Source organism: Cellulophaga sp. RHA_52 (assembly GCF_007827205.1).
Lineage (GTDB): Bacteria > Bacteroidota > Bacteroidia > Flavobacteriales > Flavobacteriaceae > Cellulophaga > Cellulophaga lytica.
The window spans coordinates 518,900-542,822 of the sequence record NZ_VIRZ01000001.1 but is presented as its reverse complement, the minus strand read 5'-3'; the positions used below and the strand labels follow the sequence as shown (position 1 = coordinate 542,822).

20 protein-coding genes and 1 tRNA gene are annotated in these 23,923 nt (G+C 33.0%); 14 read left to right on the top strand and 7 right to left on the bottom strand.

The window, feature by feature from the left end; all coding sequences use genetic code 11:
• Positions 1-12: 12 nt before the first annotated feature.
• Positions 13-243 carry a FeoA family protein gene (locus JM80_RS02345; protein WP_013621203.1) on the bottom strand — a complete coding sequence of 77 codons (231 nt, stop codon included), beginning with the start codon at positions 241-243 and terminating at the stop codon, positions 13-15.
• A gap of 97 nt (positions 244-340) precedes the next feature.
• Entirely contained in the window at positions 341-1,012 is a 672-nt protein-coding gene (locus JM80_RS02340) for an SCO family protein (protein ID WP_013621204.1), read from the bottom strand.
• A gap of 153 nt (positions 1,013-1,165) precedes the next feature.
• Here JM80_RS02340 and rseP point away from each other — a divergent pair, with 153 nt between their 5' ends.
• The 3 genes from rseP (at position 1,166) to JM80_RS02325 (ending at position 2,982) form a co-directional block, all read left to right on the top strand.
• The gene (gene rseP, locus JM80_RS02335; protein ID WP_144709110.1) at positions 1,166-2,482 is read left to right on the top strand and encodes an RIP metalloprotease RseP; all 1,317 of its coding nucleotides are present in this window, start codon (positions 1,166-1,168) and stop codon (positions 2,480-2,482) included.
• A gap of 78 nt (positions 2,483-2,560) precedes the next feature.
• Positions 2,561-2,634: transfer RNA gene (locus JM80_RS02330), tRNA-Asn, on the top strand.
• Positions 2,635-2,754: 120 nt separating this feature from the next.
• On the top strand, positions 2,755-2,982 hold the full coding sequence (locus tag JM80_RS02325) for a hypothetical protein (RefSeq protein ID WP_013621206.1): 228 nt from the start codon (positions 2,755-2,757) through the stop codon (positions 2,980-2,982).
• A 4-nt stretch (positions 2,983-2,986) separates the two neighbouring features.
• On the opposite strand, the gene JM80_RS02320 is transcribed toward JM80_RS02325, so the two are convergent.
• Entirely contained in the window at positions 2,987-3,592 is a 606-nt protein-coding gene (locus JM80_RS02320) for a TetR family transcriptional regulator (protein ID WP_013621207.1), read from the bottom strand.
• A 169-nt stretch (positions 3,593-3,761) separates the two neighbouring features.
• Here JM80_RS02320 and JM80_RS02315 point away from each other — a divergent pair, with 169 nt between their 5' ends.
• The 4 genes from JM80_RS02315 to JM80_RS02300 all read left to right on the top strand — a co-directional run bounded on the left by JM80_RS02315 (position 3,762) and on the right by JM80_RS02300 (position 10,003).
• The gene (locus JM80_RS02315) at positions 3,762-5,018 is read left to right on the top strand and encodes an alkaline phosphatase family protein (protein WP_144709109.1); all 1,257 of its coding nucleotides are present in this window, start codon (positions 3,762-3,764) and stop codon (positions 5,016-5,018) included.
• Between the two features lie 28 nt (positions 5,019-5,046).
• Positions 5,047-8,139, top strand: coding sequence for a SusC/RagA family TonB-linked outer membrane protein (locus tag JM80_RS02310; protein ID WP_144709108.1), 3,093 nt, complete (start codon positions 5,047-5,049; stop codon positions 8,137-8,139).
• A gap of 11 nt (positions 8,140-8,150) precedes the next feature.
• Entirely contained in the window at positions 8,151-9,596 is a 1,446-nt protein-coding gene (locus tag JM80_RS02305; RefSeq protein ID WP_144709107.1) for a SusD/RagB family nutrient-binding outer membrane lipoprotein, read from the top strand.
• Positions 9,597-9,811: 215 nt separating this feature from the next.
• A complete protein-coding gene (locus JM80_RS02300; RefSeq protein ID WP_034644744.1) occupies positions 9,812-10,003 on the top strand; it encodes a hypothetical protein in 192 nt (63 codons plus the stop codon).
• 75 nt (positions 10,004-10,078) lie between these two features.
• On the opposite strand, the gene JM80_RS02295 is transcribed toward JM80_RS02300, so the two are convergent.
• A complete protein-coding gene (locus JM80_RS02295; RefSeq protein WP_013621211.1) occupies positions 10,079-10,429 on the bottom strand; it encodes a toxin-antitoxin system YwqK family antitoxin in 351 nt (116 codons plus the stop codon).
• A gap of 208 nt (positions 10,430-10,637) precedes the next feature.
• Positions 10,638-13,271 carry a TonB-dependent receptor gene (locus JM80_RS02290; RefSeq protein WP_144709106.1) on the bottom strand — a complete coding sequence of 878 codons (2,634 nt, stop codon included), beginning with the start codon at positions 13,269-13,271 and terminating at the stop codon, positions 10,638-10,640.
• Between the two features lie 215 nt (positions 13,272-13,486).
• Between JM80_RS02290 and aspS the strand changes: the two genes are divergently transcribed.
• From aspS to JM80_RS02270, 4 genes are all read left to right on the top strand, one after another.
• Positions 13,487-15,241, top strand: coding sequence for an aspartate--tRNA ligase (gene aspS, locus JM80_RS02285; RefSeq protein WP_089118402.1), 1,755 nt, complete (start codon positions 13,487-13,489; stop codon positions 15,239-15,241).
• 19 nt (positions 15,242-15,260) lie between these two features.
• Positions 15,261-17,048, top strand: a complete 1,788-nt coding sequence (locus JM80_RS02280; protein WP_144709105.1) for a chloride channel protein — start codon at positions 15,261-15,263, stop codon at positions 17,046-17,048.
• A gap of 6 nt (positions 17,049-17,054) precedes the next feature.
• Complete coding sequence (locus JM80_RS02275; protein WP_141103717.1) at positions 17,055-17,309, top strand: hypothetical protein; 255 nt, start codon at positions 17,055-17,057, stop codon at positions 17,307-17,309.
• Positions 17,310-17,395: 86 nt separating this feature from the next.
• Complete coding sequence (locus JM80_RS02270; RefSeq protein ID WP_034644878.1) at positions 17,396-17,587, top strand: cold-shock protein; 192 nt, start codon at positions 17,396-17,398, stop codon at positions 17,585-17,587.
• A gap of 56 nt (positions 17,588-17,643) precedes the next feature.
• On the opposite strand, the gene JM80_RS02265 is transcribed toward JM80_RS02270, so the two are convergent.
• Positions 17,644-18,093 carry a nucleoside deaminase gene (locus JM80_RS02265; RefSeq protein WP_075694973.1) on the bottom strand — a complete coding sequence of 150 codons (450 nt, stop codon included), beginning with the start codon at positions 18,091-18,093 and terminating at the stop codon, positions 17,644-17,646.
• A 166-nt stretch (positions 18,094-18,259) separates the two neighbouring features.
• Here JM80_RS02265 and JM80_RS02260 point away from each other — a divergent pair, with 166 nt between their 5' ends.
• Together JM80_RS02260 and JM80_RS02255 are read left to right on the top strand one after the other, a co-directional pair.
• On the top strand, positions 18,260-20,029 hold the full coding sequence (locus JM80_RS02260; RefSeq protein ID WP_144709104.1) for a 1-deoxy-D-xylulose-5-phosphate synthase: 1,770 nt from the start codon (positions 18,260-18,262) through the stop codon (positions 20,027-20,029).
• A gap of 4 nt (positions 20,030-20,033) precedes the next feature.
• Entirely contained in the window at positions 20,034-21,134 is a 1,101-nt protein-coding gene (locus tag JM80_RS02255) for a DUF3078 domain-containing protein (protein WP_034644753.1), read from the top strand.
• Here JM80_RS02255 and dgt read toward each other — a convergent pair.
• Entirely contained in the window at positions 21,131-22,474 is a 1,344-nt protein-coding gene (gene dgt, locus JM80_RS02250; RefSeq protein WP_013621220.1) for a dGTP triphosphohydrolase, read from the bottom strand. The genes JM80_RS02255 and dgt overlap by 4 nt on opposite strands.
• A 223-nt stretch (positions 22,475-22,697) precedes the next feature.
• Between dgt and JM80_RS02245 the strand changes: the two genes are divergently transcribed.
• Positions 22,698-23,903 (top strand): porin, encoded by a 1,206-nt coding sequence (locus JM80_RS02245; RefSeq protein ID WP_144709103.1) that lies wholly within the window; start codon positions 22,698-22,700, stop codon positions 23,901-23,903.
• Positions 23,904-23,923: the final 20 nt, after the last annotated feature.

The following is a 23,923-nucleotide window of genomic DNA, read 5'->3' as shown; positions in this document are numbered from 1 at the left end:
ACTCAATTACATTCATTCAATTAAATCTACTTCAATTAAGTTGGCTGTAGATTTTCTTATCGCTATATGTGAGCCATTTACGTTAATGTAAATAGGGTCTTTTAATGGGGCAATCTGTATAAGCTCTACAACATTGCCAGGCAAGCAACCCATTTCTAAGAGTTTAATAGGTAAGGTGTCTTCAGAGAAATCTTTAATAACCCCTTTTTGCCCTTTTTTTAGTTGTGCTACAGTAATGCTCAATTTTTATTTAGATTGATTTTAAGTAAGAGCAAAAGTAATGGAAAAAAGCAAAATAACAGAACTCTACATTACTTTTTTATATTCTTTAACATCAAAATTAGTCTTTGTATGATGCTTTTAAAATTTTAATGTCTTCAATAAGTTTCTCAATCTCTTTACTGTCTGTGCCATCATAAGTACCACGTATACGTTTTTCTTTATCAACTAAAACAAAGTTTTCTGTGTGTACCATACTGTAAGGATTGTTAAGGTCTGTTTTAGCTGCCATATAGGATTTGCGGGCTAGATCATAAATTTCTTTTCTGTCTCCTGTCACTAAATTCCATTTGCTGTCAATAACTCCTTTTTTAAGGGCATATTTTTTTAGCTGAGCAACAGAGTCTATTTCAGGAGTAACAGAATGAGATAAAAGCATTACGTCATCATCATTTTTTATAATCTCTTGTACTTTTACCATATTTTTTGTCATTACAGGACAAATGGTTTGGCAGGTGGTAAAAAAGAAATCTGCTACATAAATTTTGTTCGCGTAATTATCTTGGGTAATAGTTTTTCCGTTTTGGTTGGTAAGTTTAAAGTTAGCAACAGTGTGGTACTTTTTTTTGTGTAAAAGTGTAGAGTCTACAAGTTCTGTGTTAAAATCTGCTGGCTGGTAAATAGGCAGCTTAACTTCTGGTTTTAAAGCGTTGTAAAATAAGGTAATTATTATGGCAGATATTACTAAAAGAACAATGCCAAAAACTTTAAATTTGCTAAAAAACGCTCCCATAATTTTTTGTGCAAATTTACAATAGGCATAGGTAATAATCAATACCCTAGCTTATTAAATAATTCATAAAAATGATGCCGTTATAGGTATATCTTTTTGTAAGAGCGCTTAAAAGTGTACTTTTGTTCGTTTTTAAAAACTAAAAGAGATTTAATGGAATTATTTATTCAGATAGTACAGTTCATTTTAATTATATCAGTACTTGTTATTTTGCATGAGCTGGGGCATTTTATTCCTGCCAAATATTTTAAAACTAAAGTTGAAAAATTTTACTTGTTTTTTGATGTTAAGTTTTCACTTTTTAAAAAGAAGATAGGCGATACTGTTTATGGTATTGGATGGTTGCCTTTAGGTGGTTATGTTAAAATTGCTGGTATGATAGACGAAAGTATGGACACCGAGCAAATGAAAAGCGAACCACAACCATGGGAGTTTAGGAGTAAGCCAGCTTGGCAACGTTTAATTATAATGTTGGGTGGTGTAACTGTAAACTTTTTTTTAGCTTGGTTTATATATACAATGTTGTTATTTAATAACGGAGATACGTATATACCTGCAGATAGTTTAAAACACGGAATTTTAATAGATTCTATAGGAGAACAATTAGGATTAAAAACAGGAGATAAAATTTTAGCTATAGATGGTAAAAAAAGTAAAAAGTTTACAGATGCCGTATTAGATATTATTTTAGGAGATGAGGTTACTGTTAAAAGAGACGGTAAAGAACTTACCGTGCCATTAAGCGCAGAAGGTAAAGAAGCTGTTTTTAGTACACAAGGGAGAAACTTTTTAGGCTACAGACAAAAAGCCATTATAGATAGTGTAGTGTCTGGTATGGTAGCAGAAAAAGCAGGTGTTCTTAAAGGAGATGAAATTGTTGCTGTTAACGGACAAAAAACAGCGTACTGGAACGAGTTTGTTGGTGTGATTAAAAAGTCTCCAGAAAAGGAAATAGAATTAGAGGTTTTACGTAATGGGCAACCAAAAACATTGCAAATGACCGTTCCTGAGGAAGCAGCAATAGGTGTTGTGTTAAACAGAGAAGACTTATTTGTTACAGATAGCTATAGTTTTGGTGCAGCTATACCAGAAGGATTTAACAAAACTATAGAAGTACTAACAAAACAAATTAGACAGTTTAAGGTTATTTTTAACACTAAAACAGGAGCTTACAAACAAGTAAAAGGGCCTATTGGTATTGTAGAAATGATGCCAAAACAGTGGAACTGGACATTTATTTGGAACTTTATGGCAATGTTCTCTGTATGGTTAGCTTTTTTAAACATTTTACCTATTCCGGCATTAGATGGTGGACACGTAATGTTTTTATTGTATGAAATTATTTCTGGCCGCCCGCCTAGTGAAAAAGTACTAGAAAAAGGACAAATTATTGGTTTTGTAATACTTATGGGGCTTATGGCAATTGTGTTTGGAAACGACATCTGGAATATTATAAAGAAATTTATATAAATTTTTATTTTTTGTTTTGTAGATATTAAAAAAGCTTATATATTTGCACCCGCTTACAGACGTTATGTCTGCTAACATTCCTCCTTAGCTCAGTTGGTTAGAGCATCTGACTGTTAATCAGAGGGTCCTTGGTTCGAGCCCAAGAGGGGGAGCAAAACAAACCTCAACTAGAAATAGTTGAGGTTTTTTGCTTTTATATAGTTTCTACAATTTTATAGTTTGTAGTTGTTTTATTTTTTCCTGTATCTTTTCAGTCTTAAAATTACAAATCTATGTTTTCTATAATAGGTTGGCTCGGGGCCTTATTGTTTGTAGTGTCTTACTTGTTGCTAAGCATAGGTAAACTATCATCTAAATCTAAAGTATACCATATTTTAAATATATTAGGTGCCGTTTGCTTAATTATTAATGGTTTTGCGTTAAATGACTTTCCTAATGTTGTAGTTAACGCTGTATGGGCTTGTATTGGGCTCTATGCTATTGTTAAGGTTGTTAAGTAAACGTTTACTCGTTTTTAAATTCTAGTATATTTAACGCATACTTAATATAAATAGCCTCTTTTTGCTTGTAATCTTCTGTTTTTTCATTAAAAAGTCCCAAATAATAGTAAGCACCATCTATTAAGGCAAAAATTACTTCTGTTATTTCATCAATGTTTGTGTTGGAAATAATTTGGTGCTCTTTTGCTTCTGTTAATTTTTTGTGTAAAACCGTGTGTAGCGCTTGTAGGTAGCTTTTAAAGCTATCATTAAAATCTTTTTTTCTGTAAATTAGGGCGTAGCAGCTATAAAAAACTCCATCATCAAAATATTTGTTCCAGTTTCTAGAAAAAAGTGATGTTATTAGATTGTGAAGTTTTTGTTTGGAGTTAATTTCACCATTTTCGTCATTTTGTACAATGTTTAAATGCTGTTCTAATATAAACTCATTTAAGCCAATTAATAGCTCATCTTTAGTTTTAAAATAGTGCATTATTAAGCCATTACTTATGCTTAAATGTTCTGCAACCTTAGCAATAGAGGTGTTTTCTAAGCCTATGTCTTTTGCAACTTTGTAAAATGCTTTTATAATTTCTTTTCGTCTTTGTACAGATACACTTTTTCTTCCCATGTAAGATTTTTATTTAGGCAAATGTAACATTTTAAGATAATTACAAGCCTTGCTTTGCCTGTGCAAGTTAACATTTATTTAAAGTTTTATTAATTGAACATTCATTCAATTTATAATTTATAAAAATACTTTTGACCCAGATTTTAGTGTAACCAATCAATCTAAAAAAATGGGGAATAAAATTAAATATGTAGTATTTGTTATGTGCTTAGTTGTGCAGGTAGGTTTTACTCAACAAACTAGCAAGCCTATAAATAATAAAAAAGTAGTGTTTGTTATAGTAGATGGTATTTCTACAGATATGCTGCAAAAAGCTCCAACTCCTTTTTTAGATAGTATAGCCAATACTGGTAGTTATACTAAAGCATATGTGGGTGGTAAAAAAGGAGGTTACTCACAAACACCAACAATTTCTGCAGTAGGTTATAACAGTCTACTTACAGGTACTTGGGTTAATAAACACAATGTATATGGTAATAGTATTAAAAAACCAAATTACAATTACCCAACAATTTTTAAGGTATTTAAAGATCAATATCCGTCTAAAAAAACAGCTATTTTTTCTACTTGGCTAGATAACAGAACAAAACTTATTGAGTGTGAATCTGAAACAAAAAATGTAGAGCTAGATTATGCTTTTGATGGTTTTGAATTAGACACCACTAATTATCCGCATGATGCTTACAAGCAATACATTAAAAAAATTGATAATGATGTGGCTGTTGAGGCCGCTAGGTATATAAAAACTGATGCACCGGATTTGTCTTGGGTGTATTTAGAGTATACAGATGATGTTGGCCACGGATTGGGTGATAGTCCGCAACTAGATGATGCAATTACATATGAAGATGCTTTGGTTGGCAAAATATGGAATGCTATTAAAATACGTGAAGCTAAGTTTAATGAAGATTGGTTATTGGTAGTTACAACAGACCACGGTCGTAGTCCTAAAGATGGGCGCCATCATGGAGGGCAAACAGATAGGGAGCGTGCTACTTGGATTGTAACTAATGAGAAAAACACTAACAGTTATTTTAAAAATGAAACCTTAGCAATTACAGACATTTACCCAACTATGCTTCGTTTTTTAAATATTGATGTTTCAAAAGATATTGCTTATGAAATAGATGGTACTCCTTTTGTAGGCGAGGTAGATGCTTATGGTTTATCAGCTGTTAAAGAAGGCGACAAAATTGTTATCCGTTGGAAAAATAATTCAGATAAAAATGTAAAAGGAACAATTTACACTTCTACTACAAATCAATTTAAAGAAGGAAAAAAAGATACTTACACAAAGGAGGTAACAGTGAGTTTGACTAGTGAAGAGACTACGCTATCGCTTAAAAAGCATACGGGCAAGATGTTAAAAATAGTATTAGAAACTCCAAATAATGTGCTAAATACTTGGTACATAAACAATAACTAATAACCAATTTAACTTAACATTAAAGAAAATGAATTTTAGAATTACGTTTATTGTAATGTTGTTTGTATGCTGTTTTAGCTACGGACAACAAACTATTACGGGTAGTGTTGTAGATGAGGGCAATTCACCATTAATGGGTGTTAGCATTGTAGTTGCTAATACTACAAATGGTACAACAACAGATTTTGATGGTAATTATACCATTAATGCTGCAAAGGGAGATGTGCTTACATTTTCATCAATGGGGTTTAAAACAAAGCAAATTATGGTTTTAAACGCTACAGTAATTAATGTTACCCTTTTAGAAGATACTGCGGCATTAGAAGAGGTAGTGGTAACGGCTTTGGGTATAAAAAGAGAAAAAAAGGCATTGGGTTACGCTGTACAAGAAGTTAAAGGAGCTTCTTTAGAAAAAGCAAAGGAGCCTAACTTGGTAAATTCTTTAACGGGTAAAGTAGCTGGTTTAAATATTAAAAACTCTACCGACTTATTTCAGAATCCAGAAATTAGCTTAAGAGGCGCAACACCATTAGTTGTTATAGATGGTATACCAGACCGTTCTGCAGATATTTGGAAAATTAATTCTGATGATGTAGAGAGTATTAGCGTGCTTAAAGGTGCAACTGCATCTGCTCTTTATGGTTCTGCTGGTAGAAATGGTGCTATAATGATTACAAGTAAAAAAGGAGAAAAAGGAAGGTTAACTGTAACAGTTAATAGTTCAGTGCTTTTTCAACCTTCTTTTATTAAAGTACCAGATGTGCAAACAGTTTACGGTAACGGTAACCAAGGGCAATACGCATATATTAACGGTTTAGGTAGTGGCTCTGAAGGTGGTGGCTGGATTTGGGGCCCTAAAGTAGATCAATTAGATCCAAGTACAGCAAGCGGTTTTTTTGAAACTACACAATACAATAGTCCTACAGATGCTGCTGGTAATTTAATTCCAATTCCGTTTACATCTAGAGGTAAAGATAATATCAAAGATTTTTTTCAAACAGGCTCTATACAAACCAATAACGTAAGTGTAAATTGGGGTAATGATAAAGCTAGTTATAGAATGTCTGTGTCTAATGTATACCAAAAGGGTATTGTTCCTAATACAGATTTGGGGAACACTTCTTTTACAATTGGTGGTACATTAAACCCGTCAGATAATTTTAAAGTAAGCTCTAACTTAACTTACAATAAGCAATACACAGATAATTTTCCTGAGGTTGGTTACGGACCAACAAATTATTTGTACAATTTGGTTTTGTGGACAGGTGTAGATGTAGATGTTAAAGATTTGCGTAATTATTGGAGAGAGGGACAAGAGGGGTACCAACAAAGACATTTTAATGTGTCATATTATAACAATCCTTACTTTCAGGCATATGAGTATGAGCGTGGTTATGATAAAGATAATGTTTACGGTAATGTTGCCTTTGAGTATAATATTACGCCAGAACTAAGTGTTAAAAGCACAAGCGGTATAAATGTTTACAGCTTAAACAGAACGTATAAAGAGCCTAAAAGTTATGTGGGTTATGGCAATAAATCTCTTGGTAATTTTACCAATGCAGATAGTAGATATTTTGATATTATTACAGATTTTGGTTTAAAGTTTGAAAAGAACTTTTCAGATAATTTTACACTAAAAAGTGAAGTTGCTTACTCTAATTACTATCGTAAATCTACAGCTGCAAGTACGCAAACAGATGGTTTAAATATTCCTGGTTTTTACAATTTGGCTAATAATGCTGGAGCAAGTTATATTGCATCTAACTTAGAGCAAGAAGAAGCTATAAAGAGTATTTATGGTTTTGTAGATATGTCTTTTTACAATGCATTTTACTTATCTATAACTGGTAGAAACGATAAAGTATCTACTTTACCAAAAGAAAACAATTCTTTCTTTTACCCATCTGTATCTGGATCTTTAGTTTTATCTAGCCTTTTTGATATGCCACAGGCTATTAGTTTTGCAAAATTAAGAGGTTCTTGGTCTAGAGTGTCAGAAGGTAAAATAGGAGACGATCCTTATAGTTATATACAAGCTTATGATAAGGGAACAACGTGGAACGGTAATACGTCAGCATCTTTTGGATCTAGCTTGCTTTCTCCTGGTTTAGAGCCAGAAACATCAGACACTTGGGAGGTTGGTGCAAATGTTAGGTTGTTTAATAATCGTTTAGGTTTAGATGTTGCTTATTTTGAAGCTAAAGATTATAATAACCTAATTTATAGTCCAATTTCTGAAGGATCTGGGTATGAGAGTATTTTACTTAATGGAGATGAGTACAAGCGCAAGGGCTTAGAATTTGTTTTTGATGCTAAACCCATACAAACAGCTAATTTTAGTTGGGATATGCTTGTAAACTTTAGTAGGTTTAGAAGATTTCAAGAAGAAATTTACGGAGATAGAGAGCAGACAGAAGGCTTTATAAAAGTTGGTGAACGTACAGATCAAATTTATGCTAACGTATACCAGACTAATGCTAACGGAGAGGTTATTTATGAAAATGGTTTCCCTGTTGCAGATCCTTACCAGAGATATATTGGTGATGATGATCCAGACTGGACGTACGGTATTACAAATACATTTAAGTATAAAAATCTTAATTTATCGTTCTTGTTTGATGGTAGAATAGGAGGTTTAATTTACTCTACTACAAATCAAAAAATGTGGTGGGGCGGTAAACACAAAGGTACAGTAAACCAGTTTAGAGATGATGCAAATAACGGTGTTAGTTCTTATGTAGCTCCGGGAGTAAAGGTTGTAAGCGGCACAGCAACTTATGATGTTAATGGTAATATTACTAGTGATACGCGTACGTATGCTCCTAATGACGTTGCTGTTAACTACATTAACTTTATGCAGACAACTAGTAATGGTCAAAATAAAAATTACCACTATTATAAAGAGTCTTTTGTAAAGCTTAGAGAGGTTACACTAACCTATAACTTTCCCAAAAAAGCATTAGCAAACACACCTATACATGAGTTTAGTTTGTCTTTAATAGGACGTAACCTTTGGTTAAATTCTGATGTGCCAAATGTAGATCCAGATTCTGGTGTAGATGCATTACAGGCTCCGTCAACTAGGAATATTGGACTTAACTTAAATGTGAAATTTTAAATAAAAGCATAATGAAAAAATTTAGTATATACATTTTATGTGCAATTTTCTTTACAGTAAGTTGTACAGATATAGAAGAGTTGCAAGATGATCCTAACAGAGCAACAGCAGTTAGTCCAGATTTATTGCTAACTAACATTCAAACACTAGCATTTAATACTGTTAGTTTAAATAGTGCTTTAGCAAGTAGATATTTAGCATTTACAGACGGTGTTAATGAAAATCAATATTACAATTGGCAACAAGCTTCTTTTGCTAATTATGACAATATAAAGCAAGTTCATAAAATGATAGAAGAGAGCCAGAACGCAGAGTCTGAGGTTTATGCTATTTTGGGCAAGTTTTTTAACTCGTACTTTATAACAGAGCTTACATTAGTTTTTGGTGATGTTCCTTACAGCCAGGCTATTGGCGTAGATGAACAAATTTATGCGCCTGTATATGACACACAAGAAGAAATTTTTTTAAAGGTGTTAACAGATTTAAAATCGGCTTCTAACGAGCTTGCTGCTAATGATGAACTTATTTTGGGTGATGTAATTTACAATGGTGATAAACTACAATGGCAAAAGTTAATTAACTCTTACTACTTAAGAGTTTTGTTAATGTTATCTAATAAAACAGATGTTGCATCTTTAAACGTTGTAGGTAGGTTTAAAGAGGTTGTAGATAACCCAAGTAAATATCCTTTGTTTAGTTCTAATAATGACAACGGTGCATTAACTTTTGTAAACATACAAAACAACCGTTACCCATTATTTAACAACAACAACTTGCAAACTGCATATTATTTAGAAGAGTCTTTTGTAAATAAGTTGAAAAATTTAGAAGACCCAAGGTTATTTGTTTTTGCAGAAAAAATGCCAAGTGCTTCTGCGTTAGATGAAACAGATTTTAATGCCTATGGAGGCTTATATGGTAGTGCTGTTTTTAGTGATAACGCAGCAAAGGCAGTAGCCGGTAATGCATCTAGAATTGCTCCAAGGTATTATAATGACCCTGTTAATGAGTCTAGCTTGTTAATTGGTTATGCAGAGCTACAATTTATTTTAGCAGAAGCTGTAACTAAAGGATGGATTTCTGGTGATGCTTCTGCGTATTATACAGAGGGTATTAAGGCATCTATGGAATTTTATGGTATTACAAATACTGATGATTATTTGGTAAACCCAAATGTGCAACTTAATGCTACAAACCCTATAGAGAGTATTGCAACTCAAAAACACATAGCGTTGTTTTTAAATACTGGTTGGCAAATGTTTTATGACCAGCGTAGAACTGGTTATCCGGAGTTTAATGTAGACGGAGGCGGAACATTAAACGAAGCTAGAATACCAAAAAGATGGTTGTACCCAACAAGTGAGTCTACTAATAACCCTAAAAATTTAGAGGAGGCTATTAATAGACAGTTTACTACTGGTGATAATATTAATTCACAAATGTGGATTTTAAAGTAAGGTATTTACATACGTTTATAAATATCGTTTTTTAGTTTGTTTAACTAGCACCTTGTTTTGGTGCTAGTTTTTCATTTTATAAAAGTAAGTATTTGTAAATTAAGTTGTTACTATATCGTTATAGTGGCTTTATTTTTGTGTTATAACAAAATATTAACACTTTTATCTTGCATTTGGTTTGTATAAATGTATGTTGTTGGTAAACAATTTCAATTATGAAGATTATACAAGTCAAAAGAAAAAGCAAAGTAGAAAAGCGATACACCAAAAGAATGGGGCAACTTGCGGCTAAAGTAACCTACGTAAAGAAATACGTTTTAGGAATTCCTGTAAAAACCTTGTACAAGTATAGACAAACGTATTATGGGGAAATTAAAGACTGTAAAGATTGCCATTTATTTGTTTAATAAGTAAACAAAAAATAAAAAACCCAGAGAATTTAAATTCTCTGGGTTTTTTAATGGGTTTTATTTAAGTAGTAATTAGTTTACTACTAATGTTCCCTCGTTATTCCATTTTGTAACATTGGCAATTTTACTGTTTTTGTAATCTACCTCGTTTAATTCTGTTTTATTCCAAAAAAACCATTTTCCGGTTTTTTTACCTTCAGTATAATTACCCGTTGCTATTTTTTTACCTTCTTCATTAAACATAGTCCACTCACCGTGTAATTTACCATTTAAAAAGTGTCCAACTTGTGCAACCTCTCCGTTAGAGTGAAAATAAGTTGCTTTTACTTTGTTATCTGCTTTTTCAAAAACTGGTTTTGTACTTTGTGCGTTAACTATTGCTATTGAGAATATAAATGCGAATACTAGTGCTATTTTTTTCATAATATGTAGGTTTTAATTTTTAATTTCTTAACATTAACGATATAAAGATACATTTTATTTTACAATAAATACGCTTTAAGTTAACATTAAATTTACATTAAAGATATAAAACACTGATAATAAGTTATTTAATTATTTTTAACACTTAATATACAACGATAAAAAAAGCGGCTCATAGGCCGCTTTTAAATTTAAAGTTTAAATTTTATTAAAAACTGTAGTTCATTCCTAAGCTAAAGTTAGTACCAAATTGTCCACCTTGTTGTACCTCAGAAGAGTACTGAAATCTTCCACCAGCTTCAGCTGTATTTGTAGTTGCTAAAGTTTTGTCTGGGTAAACATCAAATAAGTTATTAATAGTACCAGTAAAACTAAGTTTGTCTGTTACTTTGTAGCTTAAATTTAAGTCTGTAACCAACATAGAAGATAAATCTTGATCTATACCTCCTGTTTCTGGAGCAGTAACAGTTACCTTACCAAAAAGAGTATTATTTAAGCCAATGTTAAATTTGTCAGTGTCATAATCCATACCTAAAATAAATTTAGATCTAGGTCTAGAATTAGTAATTAAACCTTTTTCTTCTCTTGTAAAAATATTATAGCCATTATCTGCAAGAACTTGAGGAGTCTCAATAGCATCAATTGTAGTTTCGTTAACATTGGCAGCTAAACTCACATTAAATCTACCTTGTCCCATATCTATACCTCTATAATTAAGTACAAAATCTGCTCCCGTAGTTTTTGTATCGCCAGCATTAATAAAGAACTGAAGAGCTACCACATTATTGTCTATAAGAATTTGTTCTACAGGGTTTGTACTTGCATCATCTCCATCATAACCAATTTGTGAAGAAAATAGTACTCTATCATCTACGTGTATTTGGTAAAAATCTATAGATGCAGAAAATTTAGGATTTATTTTATACGTAAAACCAGCAGAAATATTTCTAGAAGTTTCAGCAAATAAGCTAGGTACACCTAAGGCTTGTACAGCAGAATTGTTATTAGCAAGTGTTCCTTGTAATACAGGCTCTGGAGAACCATCAACAATAATGTATTGGCTATTTGTTAGGTAACGTTGGTGTAAGGTTGGGGCTCTAAAGCCAGTACTGTATGAGCCTCTAATAGCCCCTTTATCTCCTAATTTATAGCGGCCAAACACTTTCCAAGAAAAGTTGTCTCCAAAATCTGAGAAGTCTTCATATCTACCAGCTAATCCTAATAAAAGATCTTCGGTAATATCATAATCTAATCCTGCATAAAAAGCGATATTATCTCTGTTCCACTTTCCAGCTTCGTCTGGCTTAATACCAGCAAAAGAATCAGACCCGCCTTTGTAATATGATAAAGGGTTTCCTTCAATTGCTTCATAATATTCCTTTTTATATTCTACCCCAAAAGAAGATGTTAATTGCTCTGTAAAAGCATTAGCAAAATCTAGGTTCATTACAACATTGCTCAATGTATATCCACCTGGTTTAAAAGTTCTAGGTGAAGTTCCGTTATCAGCTAAATAGTCACGATTTACAGAGTTATTTACAGTATAATCTACACTGTTAGAGCCATAAGTAACACTTGCATCTGCATTAAAAGTGTCTGTAATATCAAACTTTACACCTAAGGCATTGATGTGGTCATCAATTTGTGCTTCAAAACTTGGTTGGTAACCTACAAAATCTTCAGACCTTGTTAAAAATTCAGAATCAGCAACGCCTCTTCTCCAGTAAGGAGCTCTGTAATATGCAAAACTACGTCCCTTTCTGGTAGAGTATCCATGAAAAGAGTACAGTTCTGCATTTTCACCTAATGGGTGCCCCAGGTTAACAAATAAATCTCCTTTTTCTAAATCTGGCTGTCCAACTTTCATTCCTAATTCAGGATTTTCAGTAGCCCATTGTATTTCATTTGGTCTAGCATCTGCAGGTAAATCTGCAATACCAGGAGAACCAGCTCTGTTTGTTAGTTGTTGGTTATAGTAACCTAATGTTAGGTTTATAAACCCGCCGTCACCAAAATTAAAAGCAGTGTTAGCATCTGCAGCAAAGTTAAAGCCATCTCCTTGAGACGTAATACCTGTTCTGGCAGATACTGTTGTGTATTTGGCGTTTTTCTTTAATACCATATTAATTACACCGGCAATGGCATCAGAACCATATTGTGCAGAAGCACCATCCCTTAATACTTCTACTCTTTCTATAGCAGCAGTAGGTATACTTTTTAGATCTACCCCAACTTCACCTTTACCTGGTGTTCTGTTTAAGTAAACCTGTGCACTTTGGTTTTTACGTTTTCCGTTAACAAGAACTAAAGTTCTACTAGGACCTAAGCCACGTAAATCTGCTGGATCATAATGCGCTGTTGCATCAGAAATTGCTTGTGTTTGTGCATTAAATGAAGGTACTTTAAAAGTAAGCATCCTATCTACCGTAGGTTTTCCGCTACTAGTAAGTTCTGCTACGCCTATATTATCTATTGGCACAGGAGAATCTAAAATAGTCCTAGGTTTAGATCTGTTACCTGTTAATACTACTTCATCTAAAGCCAAACCCTCTTGTAAAGTCATATTAACTTTACCTGCGGCGTTAACAACAATTTCTTTGGTATTAAAGCCTATAGAAGAAAAAATTAATGTTGCAGGAAAACTCTCTGAAGTAATGCTGTAATTACCATCAAAATCTGTGGTTGTTCCGATTGTTGTTCCTTTAATAATGATGTTTACTCCTGGTAAAAGTTCATTGTTTTGGTCTGTTACTGTTCCACTTATCTCACCCTGCGCCATAGCAAACAAAGGGGAAACAAGGAAAACTAAACCAAGCAGTTTTCTTGATAAATAATTTTTCATTTAATTAAGTGTTTTATTAGTTATATGACAAGATAATGACATTTTTGTCACATAAACAAATAAAAAATTAACAAATGTTAGTTTTTAACACATGTAATTTAAGTTTTTATTTATAGTTTTTTTCTTACTACATACTATTTTTTTAAATCACATATAGTTTTTAAGTTAATAAGATACTTTTATACCTTTGCTACTTTCAACTTTAGCTATTAAAAATGTATAGAAGTCACAATTGTGGAGAATTAAACGCAACTCATATAAATACAGAGGTTACACTTTCTGGTTGGGTGCAAAAGTCAAGAGATAAAGGTTTTATTGTATGGGTAGATTTACGTGATCGTTACGGTGTTACTCAGTTGGTTTTTGATGAAGAGCGTACAAGTAAAGAAATGATGGAGCGTGCCCAAAAATTAGGGCGTGAGTTTGTAATACAAGTTAAAGGTAAGGTAATAGAAAGGGCTTCTAAAAACCCTAATATGCCTACTGGAGAAATAGAAATTCTAGTATCTGAATTAACTATTTTAAACAAGGCTATTGTGCCACCATTTACAATTGAAGATGAAACTGATGGTGGTGAAGATTTACGTATGAAATATCGTTACCTAGATATTCGTAGAAATCCTGTAAAAAACAATCTTATTTTTAGGAGTAAGGTTTCTATGGAAGTGCGTAATTTTTTGTCAAATAATGGATTTATAGAGGTAGAAACACCTTATTTAATAAAATCTACACCAGAAGGTGCTAGAGATTTTGTGGTTCCTAGTCGTATGAACGAGGGTGAGTTTTATGCTTTGCCACAATCGCCACAAACCTTTAAGCAGTTGCTTATGGTAGGTGGTATGGATAAATATTTTCAGATTGTAAAATGTTTTAGAGATGAAGATTTGCGAGCAGATCGCCAGCCAGAGTTTACGCAAATTGACTGTGAAATGGCTTTTGTTGAGCAAGAAGATATTTTAAACATTTTTGAAAACTTAACACGCCACCTTTTAAAAGAAATTAATGGTGTAGAAGTAGATAAGTTTCCTAGAATGTTGTTTGATGATGCTATGCGCTTGTATGGTAATGATAAACCAGACATTAGATTTGGAATGGAATTTGGCGAGCTAAATGATATAGCACAACATAAAGATTTTGGTGTTTTTAATAATGCAGAGTTAGTTGTTGGTATTGCTGTGCCAGGTGGTAACGCATACACTAGAAAAGAAATAGATAAATTAATAGACTGGGTAAAGCGTCCGCAAGTTGGTGCTTTAGGTATGGTTTATTCTCGTTGCAATGATGATGGTTCTTTTAAATCTTCTGTAGATAAATTTTATGACCAAGAAGATCTTGCTAAATGGGCAGAACGAACAGGTGCTAAACCAGGAGACTTGGTTTGTGTGCTTTCTGGGCCAACAAATAAAGTAAGAGCGCAACTAAGTGCTTTACGTATGGAACTTGCAGAACGTTTGGGCTTACGTAAACCAAATGAGTTTGCACCATTGTGGGTTATAGACTTTCCTTTATTAGAGTTAGATGAAGAAACAGGGCATTACCATGCAATGCACCACCCGTTTACATCTCCTAAACCAGGTCAATTAGAGCTTTTAGATACAGATCCAGGTGCTGTAAAAGCCAATGCATACGATTTGGTTTTAAATGGAAACGAAATTGGAGGAGGATCTATACGTATACACGATAAAGAAACGCAAGCTACAATGTTTAAACATTTGGGCTTTACACCAGAAGAAGCTAAAGAGCAATTTGGCTTTTTAATGGATGCTTTTCAATATGGAGCACCACCACACGGAGGTTTAGCTTTTGGTTTGGATAGGTTAGTATCTATTTTAGGAGGGCAAGAAACAATTAGAGACTTTATTGCTTTCCCTAAAAACAATAGCGGTAGAGATGTTATGATAGATGCTCCTGCTGCAATTGATGATGAACAACTAAAAGAACTAAGCTTACAAGTAACAGTTAACAAATAGGAATTTAAAAAGCTACGTAATGTCTAATAAAAAATTGCTTAAACGTATTTTTGTATGGAGAGCAAAGTACATTACAAATAGGCAGTTTATATACATTCTTAGTGTAATAGTAGGTATAACATCTGGTATTGGTGCAGTGTTGCTAAAAAATGCAACCCATTTTATACAACACGCGTTAGAGGGTAAATTGGTGGCTAATTACCACCATGCTTTTTACTTTTTGTCGCCAATACTAGGTTTTTTTTTAGTGTACTTATGTGTTAAATATATTATTAGAAATAAGGTTAGTCACGGTATACCTTCAACATTGTACGCAATAGCCAAGCGTAAAGGGTTTATGAAAAGGTATCAAATGTTTGGTTCCTTAATTACAGCTCCAATAACAGTTGGTTTTGGTGGGTCTGTAGGTTTAGAAGGCCCTACGGTAGCTACAGGTGCTGCTATAAGTTCTAATTTATCTCGTTTTTTTCATCTAGACCAAACAACGCGTAACTTACTAATTAGTTGTGCTGCAGCTGGTGCTTTGTCTTCAATATTTAAAGCGCCCATAGCGGCAATTGTTTTTGCTATAGAAGTATTTAGTTTAGATTTAACTATTGCGTCTATGTTACCTTTATTACTGGCATCTTTGTCAGCAATAATAACATCTTACTTTTTTTTTGGAGACGATGTTTTGCTTCCGTTTAAATTAGAAGACAAATTTGTTATTTCTGATGTTCCTTTTTATATGGCATTAGGTGTAGTCTCTGCATTAATCTCTATGTACTATACAGAGGTTTATGATCGTATTCAGCAATTGTTTGATAAAATAGAATCGCCCTTAAAAAAATTAATAATTGGTGGACTTTCTATTGGGGTTTTGGTTTATTTTATTCCGCCACTATACGGAGAGGGTTTTGATGTTATTAACCACCTTATGGCAGGGCATCCAGAAAAAGCTTTATCTACTAACTTTTTGCATTTAGACCTAGAAAACGTATGGGTAATTATAGCTTTGTTGGGAGGTTTGGTGTTTTTTAAAGTAATAGCAGGTTCTTTAACTTTTGGAGCAGGTGGTGTAGGAGGTATTTTTGCGCCAACATTATTTATGGGAAGCATAATGGGTAATTGCTTTGCTAAAATTATAAATGCAACAGGCTTGGTTAGCTCACCAGTGTCTGAAAGTAATTTTACATTAATTGGTATGGCAGGTTTAATGGCAGGCGTGTTACATGCACCATTAACAGCTATATTTTTAATTGCCGAAGTTACTGGTGGTTATGAACTTTTTGTGCCTTTAATGATTACAGCAACATTGTCATTTGGTATTACAAAGTATTTTTATCCGCACTCTGTGTACACTATGGAGTTAGGTCGTAAAGGTGAGTTGTTAACTCATGATAAAGATCATGCAGTCCTTACACTAATGGATATTGATACCGTTATAGAGACTAACTTTATTCCTTTAAAACAAAATATGACGTTAGGAGATGTAGTGCATTCTGCAATTGTTAAATCTAACCGAAATATTTTTCCTGTATTAGATAAAAAAGGAAGAGCTTTAAAAGGTATTTTGCTTTTAGATGATATTAGAGATGTAATGTTTAAACAAGAGCTGTATAAAACGTTAAAAGTAGAAAATTTTATGCAGTCTGTGCCAGAGGTAATAGAATATGAAAAAGACAATATGCAGGCAGTAATGGATAAATTTCAACTTTCAGGTGCTTGGAACTTACCAATTGTTAAAGAAGGGAAGTATATAGGCTTTGTGTCTAAATCTAAACTATTAACAGCTTACAGAAAAAAATTAATAGATTTCACAAAATAATGATGTATGATGAAATATAGTAGTGGTATAGTAGCTATAGTAGCAATAGGCTTAATAGTGTATGGTTTTATTATTTTAGAAGGGAATGAAGCCATAGCGCACAAGTTTATAGGTTTTGGAACCGTAGGAATATTTTTTATAGCAATGCCTCTTTTTTTAATAAGAGTAAGTAAGGGGAAGAATGTTAAAAATTACATGCTAAATGAAGAAAATATTAAGAAAATGCAAGGAAAAAACTTGGAAAAGACTGATAATCAATAATTTTATGCGATTTTAACTTCTGTTTACATTGCTCTAATTAAAATATGTTATATTTGAGTATTAACATTTTTTATAATTTATTTTTAATGACTGGAACAGTAAAATTTTATAATGACTCTAAAGGATATGGATTCATTACAAACGACGAAACAGGAAAAGACATCTTTGTGCATGCAACATCGCTAAACGGAGTAGAGCTAAACGAAGGAGACAAAGTAGAATACGTAGAAGAAGAAGGAAGAAAAGGAGTGGTTGCTGCACAAGTGCAAGTAATCTAATAAAGTATATTTATTTTGATTAAAACAAAAGCCTTGCATTGCAAGGCTTTTTATTTTTAATTCAAGTTTCGTTTTTCAATAAAAAACCGTTTTAAAAGTTCAGAGGCTTCTTTTTCTAATAAACCACCAGATATTTTTGTTTTAGGGTGTAAGGTTGTGCCCATTGCAGTAAAACCTCTTTTTACATCTTTAGCTGCGTATACAATTTTAGAAATTTGACTCCAATACAAGGCTCCTGCGCACATTTGGCAAGGTTCTAAGGTTACATAAAGTGTGCAGTTTTCTAAATATTTACCGCCTAAAAAATTTGCAGCAGAAGTTATAGCTTGCATTTCTGCGTGTGCTGTTACATCATTTAATTGTTCTGTTAAGTTATGTGCACGTGCAATTATACGGTCTTTTATAACTATAACAGCTCCAACAGGTACTTCTCCTTTGTCATAAGCAGCTTGTGCTTCTTCTAAGGCTTTTTTCATAAAGTACGTGTCGTCAAAAGGATTTATCATGGAGTAAAAATATAAAAAATACCAACAGTTTTTAAGCTTAGCTTTAGAGTTTATCAACCTTACCAAATAAAATACAACCTTTTATGTAGCACATTTGGTTGTAAAGCTATAACTCTTTACTTATTTCTTTATTTACTCATAAATACCCTTTAAATTTGCTGTTTAAATGGCATATTTAAACAACATAACAACTCCAGATGATTTGCGCAAAGTACCAGCGCAAAACTTGCCAATTGTAGCAAAGGAGCTTAGAGATTTTATTATTGATATTGTTTCTGCTAAAGAAGGACATTTAGGAGCTAGTTTAGGTGTGGTTGAGCTAACCGTTGCTTTACACTATGTTTTTAATACGCCGTTTGATAAATTAATTTGGGATGTAGGTCACCAAGCTTACGGACATAAAATTTTAACGGGCAGAAGTGATGTTTTTGAAACCAATAGGCAACTAAACGGTATTAGTGGTTTTCCTAAACGGGAAGAGAGTATTTATGATGATTTTGGAACAGGGCATAGCTCTACATCTATTTCTGCTATTTTGGGTATGGCAATTGCCTCTAAATTAAAAGGGGAAACTTTAAAGCAGCATATAGCGGTAATTGGAGACGCTTCTATTGCTAGCGGTATGGCTTTTGAAGGGTTAAACCACGCTGGCGTAACAGATGCAAATGTATTAATAATTTTAAATGATAATGCTATTGGTATAGACCCAAGCGTTGGAGCTTTAAAACAATACCTTACCAATGTTAAAAAAGGTAGAGCAAAGCAAGATAATATTTTTGAAGCGTTAAATTTTAATTATTCAGGACCAATAGATGGCCATAATTTACCTTTACTAATAGAGGAGTTAAATAGACTAAAAACAGTTAGAGGCCCTAAGTTTTTACACGTTATTACTACAAAAGGAAAAGGACTTAAAAAAGCTGAAGAAAACCAAGTAACCTACCACGCGCCAGGCAAATTTAATAAAGTTACAGGAGATTTATTGCCTAAGGTTAACGGAGAGGGAACGCCAAAATATCAAGATGTTTTTGGCTTAACTATTGTTGAGTTAGCTAAAGAAAATAAAAAAATAGTAGGTATTACGCCTGCGATGCCAACAGGTAGCTCTTTAAAAATTATGATGGAAGAAATTCCTGATAGGGCATTTGACGTAGGTATTGCAGAACAACATGCAGTAACTTTAGCTGCTGGTATGGTTGCAGAGGGTTTGGTTCCGTTTTGTAATATATACTCTACTTTTTTGCAACGTGCCTATGACCAGGTTATACATGATGTAGCATTGCAAAACTTGCCAGTAATTTTTTGTTTAGATAGGGCAGGTTTGGTTGGTGAAGATGGTGCCACGCATCATGGTGTTTATGATATTGCTTATTTACGTTGCATACCAAATTTGTTAATTTTTGCTCCTATGAATGAGGAGGAATTAAGAAATATAATGTACACCGCCCAATTAGGTTTGCAACAGCCTATTGCAATAAGGTATCCAAGAGGCAGAGGTGTTACTAAAAATTGGAAACAACCATTTACAAAAATTGAGATAGGAAAATCTTTAGAATTAAAAAAAGGCACAGAAATTGTGGTGCTTTCTGTAGGTCATATTGGTAACATGGTTGCGGCTGTTTTAAATGATTTAGACAGTAGTAAAATAGGACACGTTAATATGCGATTTATAAAACCATTAGACGTTACAAAATTATTGTCTATTTTTAACAAATATTCAACAATAGTTACTATTGAGGATGGTTGTAAAATTGGAGGTTTTGGTAGTGCTATTTTAGAGTTTGCAAATACCAATAGCTTTACAAATAAGGTGCATATTTTAGGAATAGATGATGTTTTTGTGCAACATGGCAGTGTAGCGCAACTACATGAAATAAATAATATAGGAGCAAATAGTTTTAAGATTTTTATAGAATCTTTACATGCAAACGAATAGGATTATGTTTAAAAAAACAATTGTAATTTTAGTTTTAACCTTTTGTATAGCGGAAATAAACGCTCAAATTTCTAATCCTGTAGAAACAGATTCTGTTCAGGTAGATACCACTATAGTAGGTACAATTGTAGTTCGTAAAAATCAAGAAAAAATTAAGAATATCCCTAGAGGTGTTAAGCTAGCTAACCCAAGAATTACTTATGAGGCAAACCCACGTAGAGAAAATTTCGGATGGTTTAAGGTTCCTTCTTTTTGGGATAAAACAAACCATTTAGGTATAGCTATTAATGAGGTGGCTTTTGTAAACTGGAAAGCTGGTGGTAACAACTCTGTATCGGCTATAGGAAATGTAAAATTTGTTCGTAATTACAAGTTTAGATACATACAGTGGAACAATAGTTTAGATCTTAGGTTTGGACTTAGTGCCATAGAAGGTGAGAAATTAAGAAAGGCAGATGATGCAATTCGTTTTAGCTCTACTTTTGCATATAGGAGAGACACAATAAGTAATTGGTACTATTCTGTTAAGGCAAACTTTAATTCGCAATTTGCAGACGGTTATAAATACCCAAATACAGAAGATAAAATTTCTACATTTATGGCACCTGGTTATTTGTTTTTAGGAGCGGGTACTTCTTATATTCCAGAAGGTAAAAAGTTTAACTTATACATATCACCAATAACACAAAAAGCAACTTTTGTGTTAGATCAAGAGTTAGCAAATTCTGGTGCTTTTGGTGTGCAAAAAGCTGAGCGAGATGCAGATGGTAACATCACAAAAGAAGGAGAGCGAACTTTAATGGAATTTGGCTTTTTAGTTACTAATACATGGAAAACAGATGTGGCTAAAAATATGACTTTAGCGCATGACTTAACTCTTTACACAGATTACCTAAATAGTTTTGGTAATATAGATGTAGATTGGGAACTGCGTTTAGATATGAAGGTTAACCAATACGTAAAAGCTAATATTGGCACCAATCTTTTATATGATGATGATGTTGTTTTTGATGAGGTTGTAACAGATGGTGTTGTAACCACACCTGGTAGGCCTAAAATACAATTTAAGCAGCTACTTGGTGTGGGGTTATCTTATGATTTTTAAAGTTGTTTGCCCATAATTTTGTTGTGTATGTGCACAGCGCCACTATCTGATAAGCTTGCCACATAACAGCAGGTATTTAAAAGTAAGTTGTACAAAGGAGCATCTGTATTTTGGTAATGTTCTGGTAATGTTTGTAAAACAATACTATCATAATTAGAAGCAGTACCTTCTGCTGTTTTTACTAAAGCATTTGTGTATACATCTAAAATATCTGATATAATTTTATAGCCAGCTATTTCTTTTTCTATTACCTCTTGTGATTTGTAAACCTTAGATACACTTAAAGATATTATGTCTTTTATTTGGGCAATATAGTTGCTTTTATCTAATAAAGATACGTCAAATGAACCATCTAAAATTGCTTCTTCATTTTCTAAAAATATAGCAACTGCATCTGTAATTAATGTGTTTATGGCAAGTGCTCTTAAGTAGCTAAGACGATCTTGCATAAAAACCATTTCGTTGTATTTTTTTGTGTTAATCTTGTCTTTAACTAGCTTAATTAAGTATTCTAAAGCGTAGTCTTCAGATATTAAACCTAGGTTTATGCCATCTTCAAAATCAATAATTGTATAACAAATATCGTCTGCAGCTTCAACCAAATAAGTAAGTGGGTGTCTAGAGAAAGAAATGTCTTTGCCATCTCTGGTTTGCAATAAGCCAAGTTCTTCTGCAACCTCACTAAAAAAATCCTTTTCTGTCTGAAAAAAACCAAATTTTTTATCAGCAATATGTTTTGTGGGCTTTTTGGGTAAAGATTCTTTTGGGTATTTCATAAAAGTACCCAGTGTAGCATAACTTAATCTTAATCCTCCTTCTACACCTGTTCTAGATTCAGTTAGCAGTTTAAACCCGTTAGCATTTCCTTCAAAATCTATAATATCTTGGTATTCTTTGGCTGTAAGTTTGGTTTTGTATTTTTGTCCGTTTCCGGTTTTAAAATATTCGCCAATAGCTTTTTCTCCGCTATGTCCAAATGGAGGATTTCCTATATCATGCGCAAGAGAAGCAACGGCAACAATAGCTCCAAAATCATTATAATGGTATCCGTGAACTTCTTTTAAGTGCGGATGTTTTTCTAGTATTTTTTTTCCAACAATACGTCCTAGACTACGGCCAACCACAGACACTTCTAAACTGTGCGTAAGCCTAGTGTGTATAAAGTCTGTTTTAGAAAGTGGTATAACCTGGGTTTTATCTTGTAAACTTCTAAATGCAGACGAAAATATTACACGGTCATAGTCAACTTCAAAACCCAATCTGGTTTCATCTTGTTCTTTACGTAGTCTTTTATTAGTGTCTCCAAAGCGCTTTAAAGATAGTAATTGTTCCCAATTCATAGTACATGATTTAAAAGTTGCAAGATACTTAAATAGCTTTTTAAATAAAGTAGAATAAACTTAAAAAGTATATTTATACACTATACATTTTATGGTTGCATGGGTTATCTAAAATAACACCTTTGTCTTTAAGTTAGTTTACCTAAATTTGCATCTAGTTAATAATTTAGAAACAATTAATTAACATTTGTAAAAGGATTGTTGCAAGAGGAAAATAGTATTTATGTGTTTTAGAATTTTTACAGTATTGTTTTTTGTAGTAGGTTTAAATACGCTTGAAGCTCAGGAGATTAAAGCACCTAGTTTTGGTAGGGGTATACTAAATATTGTTGGGCAAGATAGTACTTGGACTATGAAAGCATCTGCCCGTTTACAATTTTTAGGAATAGGACAATGGGGAGAAAATGAAGATGGGAATTTAGCTTCTGTAGGATCTAACTTTTTAGTGCGTAGAGCCAGGTTAAAATTTAGCGGTTTTGCTTACTCTCCTAAATTTAAATATAAGGTTGAGTTGGGGCTGTCTAATAGAGATTTGTCTGGAGGGTCTGAGTTTACCCATGATGCTCCACGCTACATTTTAGATGCTTATGTGATGTGGAATTTTTATGAGAATTTTGAACTGTGGATAGGCCAAACAAAATTACCAGGAAATATAGAGCGCATAGTTTCTTCTGCAAATATGCAAATGGTTGATAGATCTTTGTTAAATAGTAGGTTTACAATAGACAGAGATATGGGAATGCAATTACGACATAAATTTAATGTTTCAGAAAATTTTATTGTAAAAGAAGCATTAGCTATTTCTCAAGGAGAAGGAAGAAATGTTAGCAAAGGAAATTTAGGAGGTTACCAATACACAGCAAGAATAGATTTTTTGCCTTTTGGTAATTTTACAGGTAATACAGAATTTGTTGGAGCCGATTTAAAACGTGAAAAAAAGCCTAAATTAATGATTGGTGCAGCTTATGATTTTAATAATAACGCTGTAAAAACAAGAAGCAACCAAGGAGATTATATGTATACAGATACCGGTTTTTATGAAACAGACATAAAAACTTTATTTGTAAATGCTATGTTTAAATATAACGGCTTTTCCTTTATGGGTGAATATGCAGACAGAAACGCCGACGATGCCATTGCTAAAAATAATGATGGTACGGTAACTGGTGATATAGTGCAAGTAGGTAACGGACTAAACTTAATGTCTGGTTATGTGTTTAAAAATAATTGGGAGCTGTCTGGCAGATATACATTTGTAGATTTGGATAAAGATATCACAGGCAGAAATAAAGAATTGCAATACACATTAGGCGTTTCTAAATACATTGTTGGGCATAAGTTAAAAGTGCAAACAGATGCTACTTATTTAAGCGAAGTAGATGGTCCTGAGGGGCTTATATGTAGACTGCAATTAGAGGTGCATTTTTAAGTAAAAAAATAACCTTAACA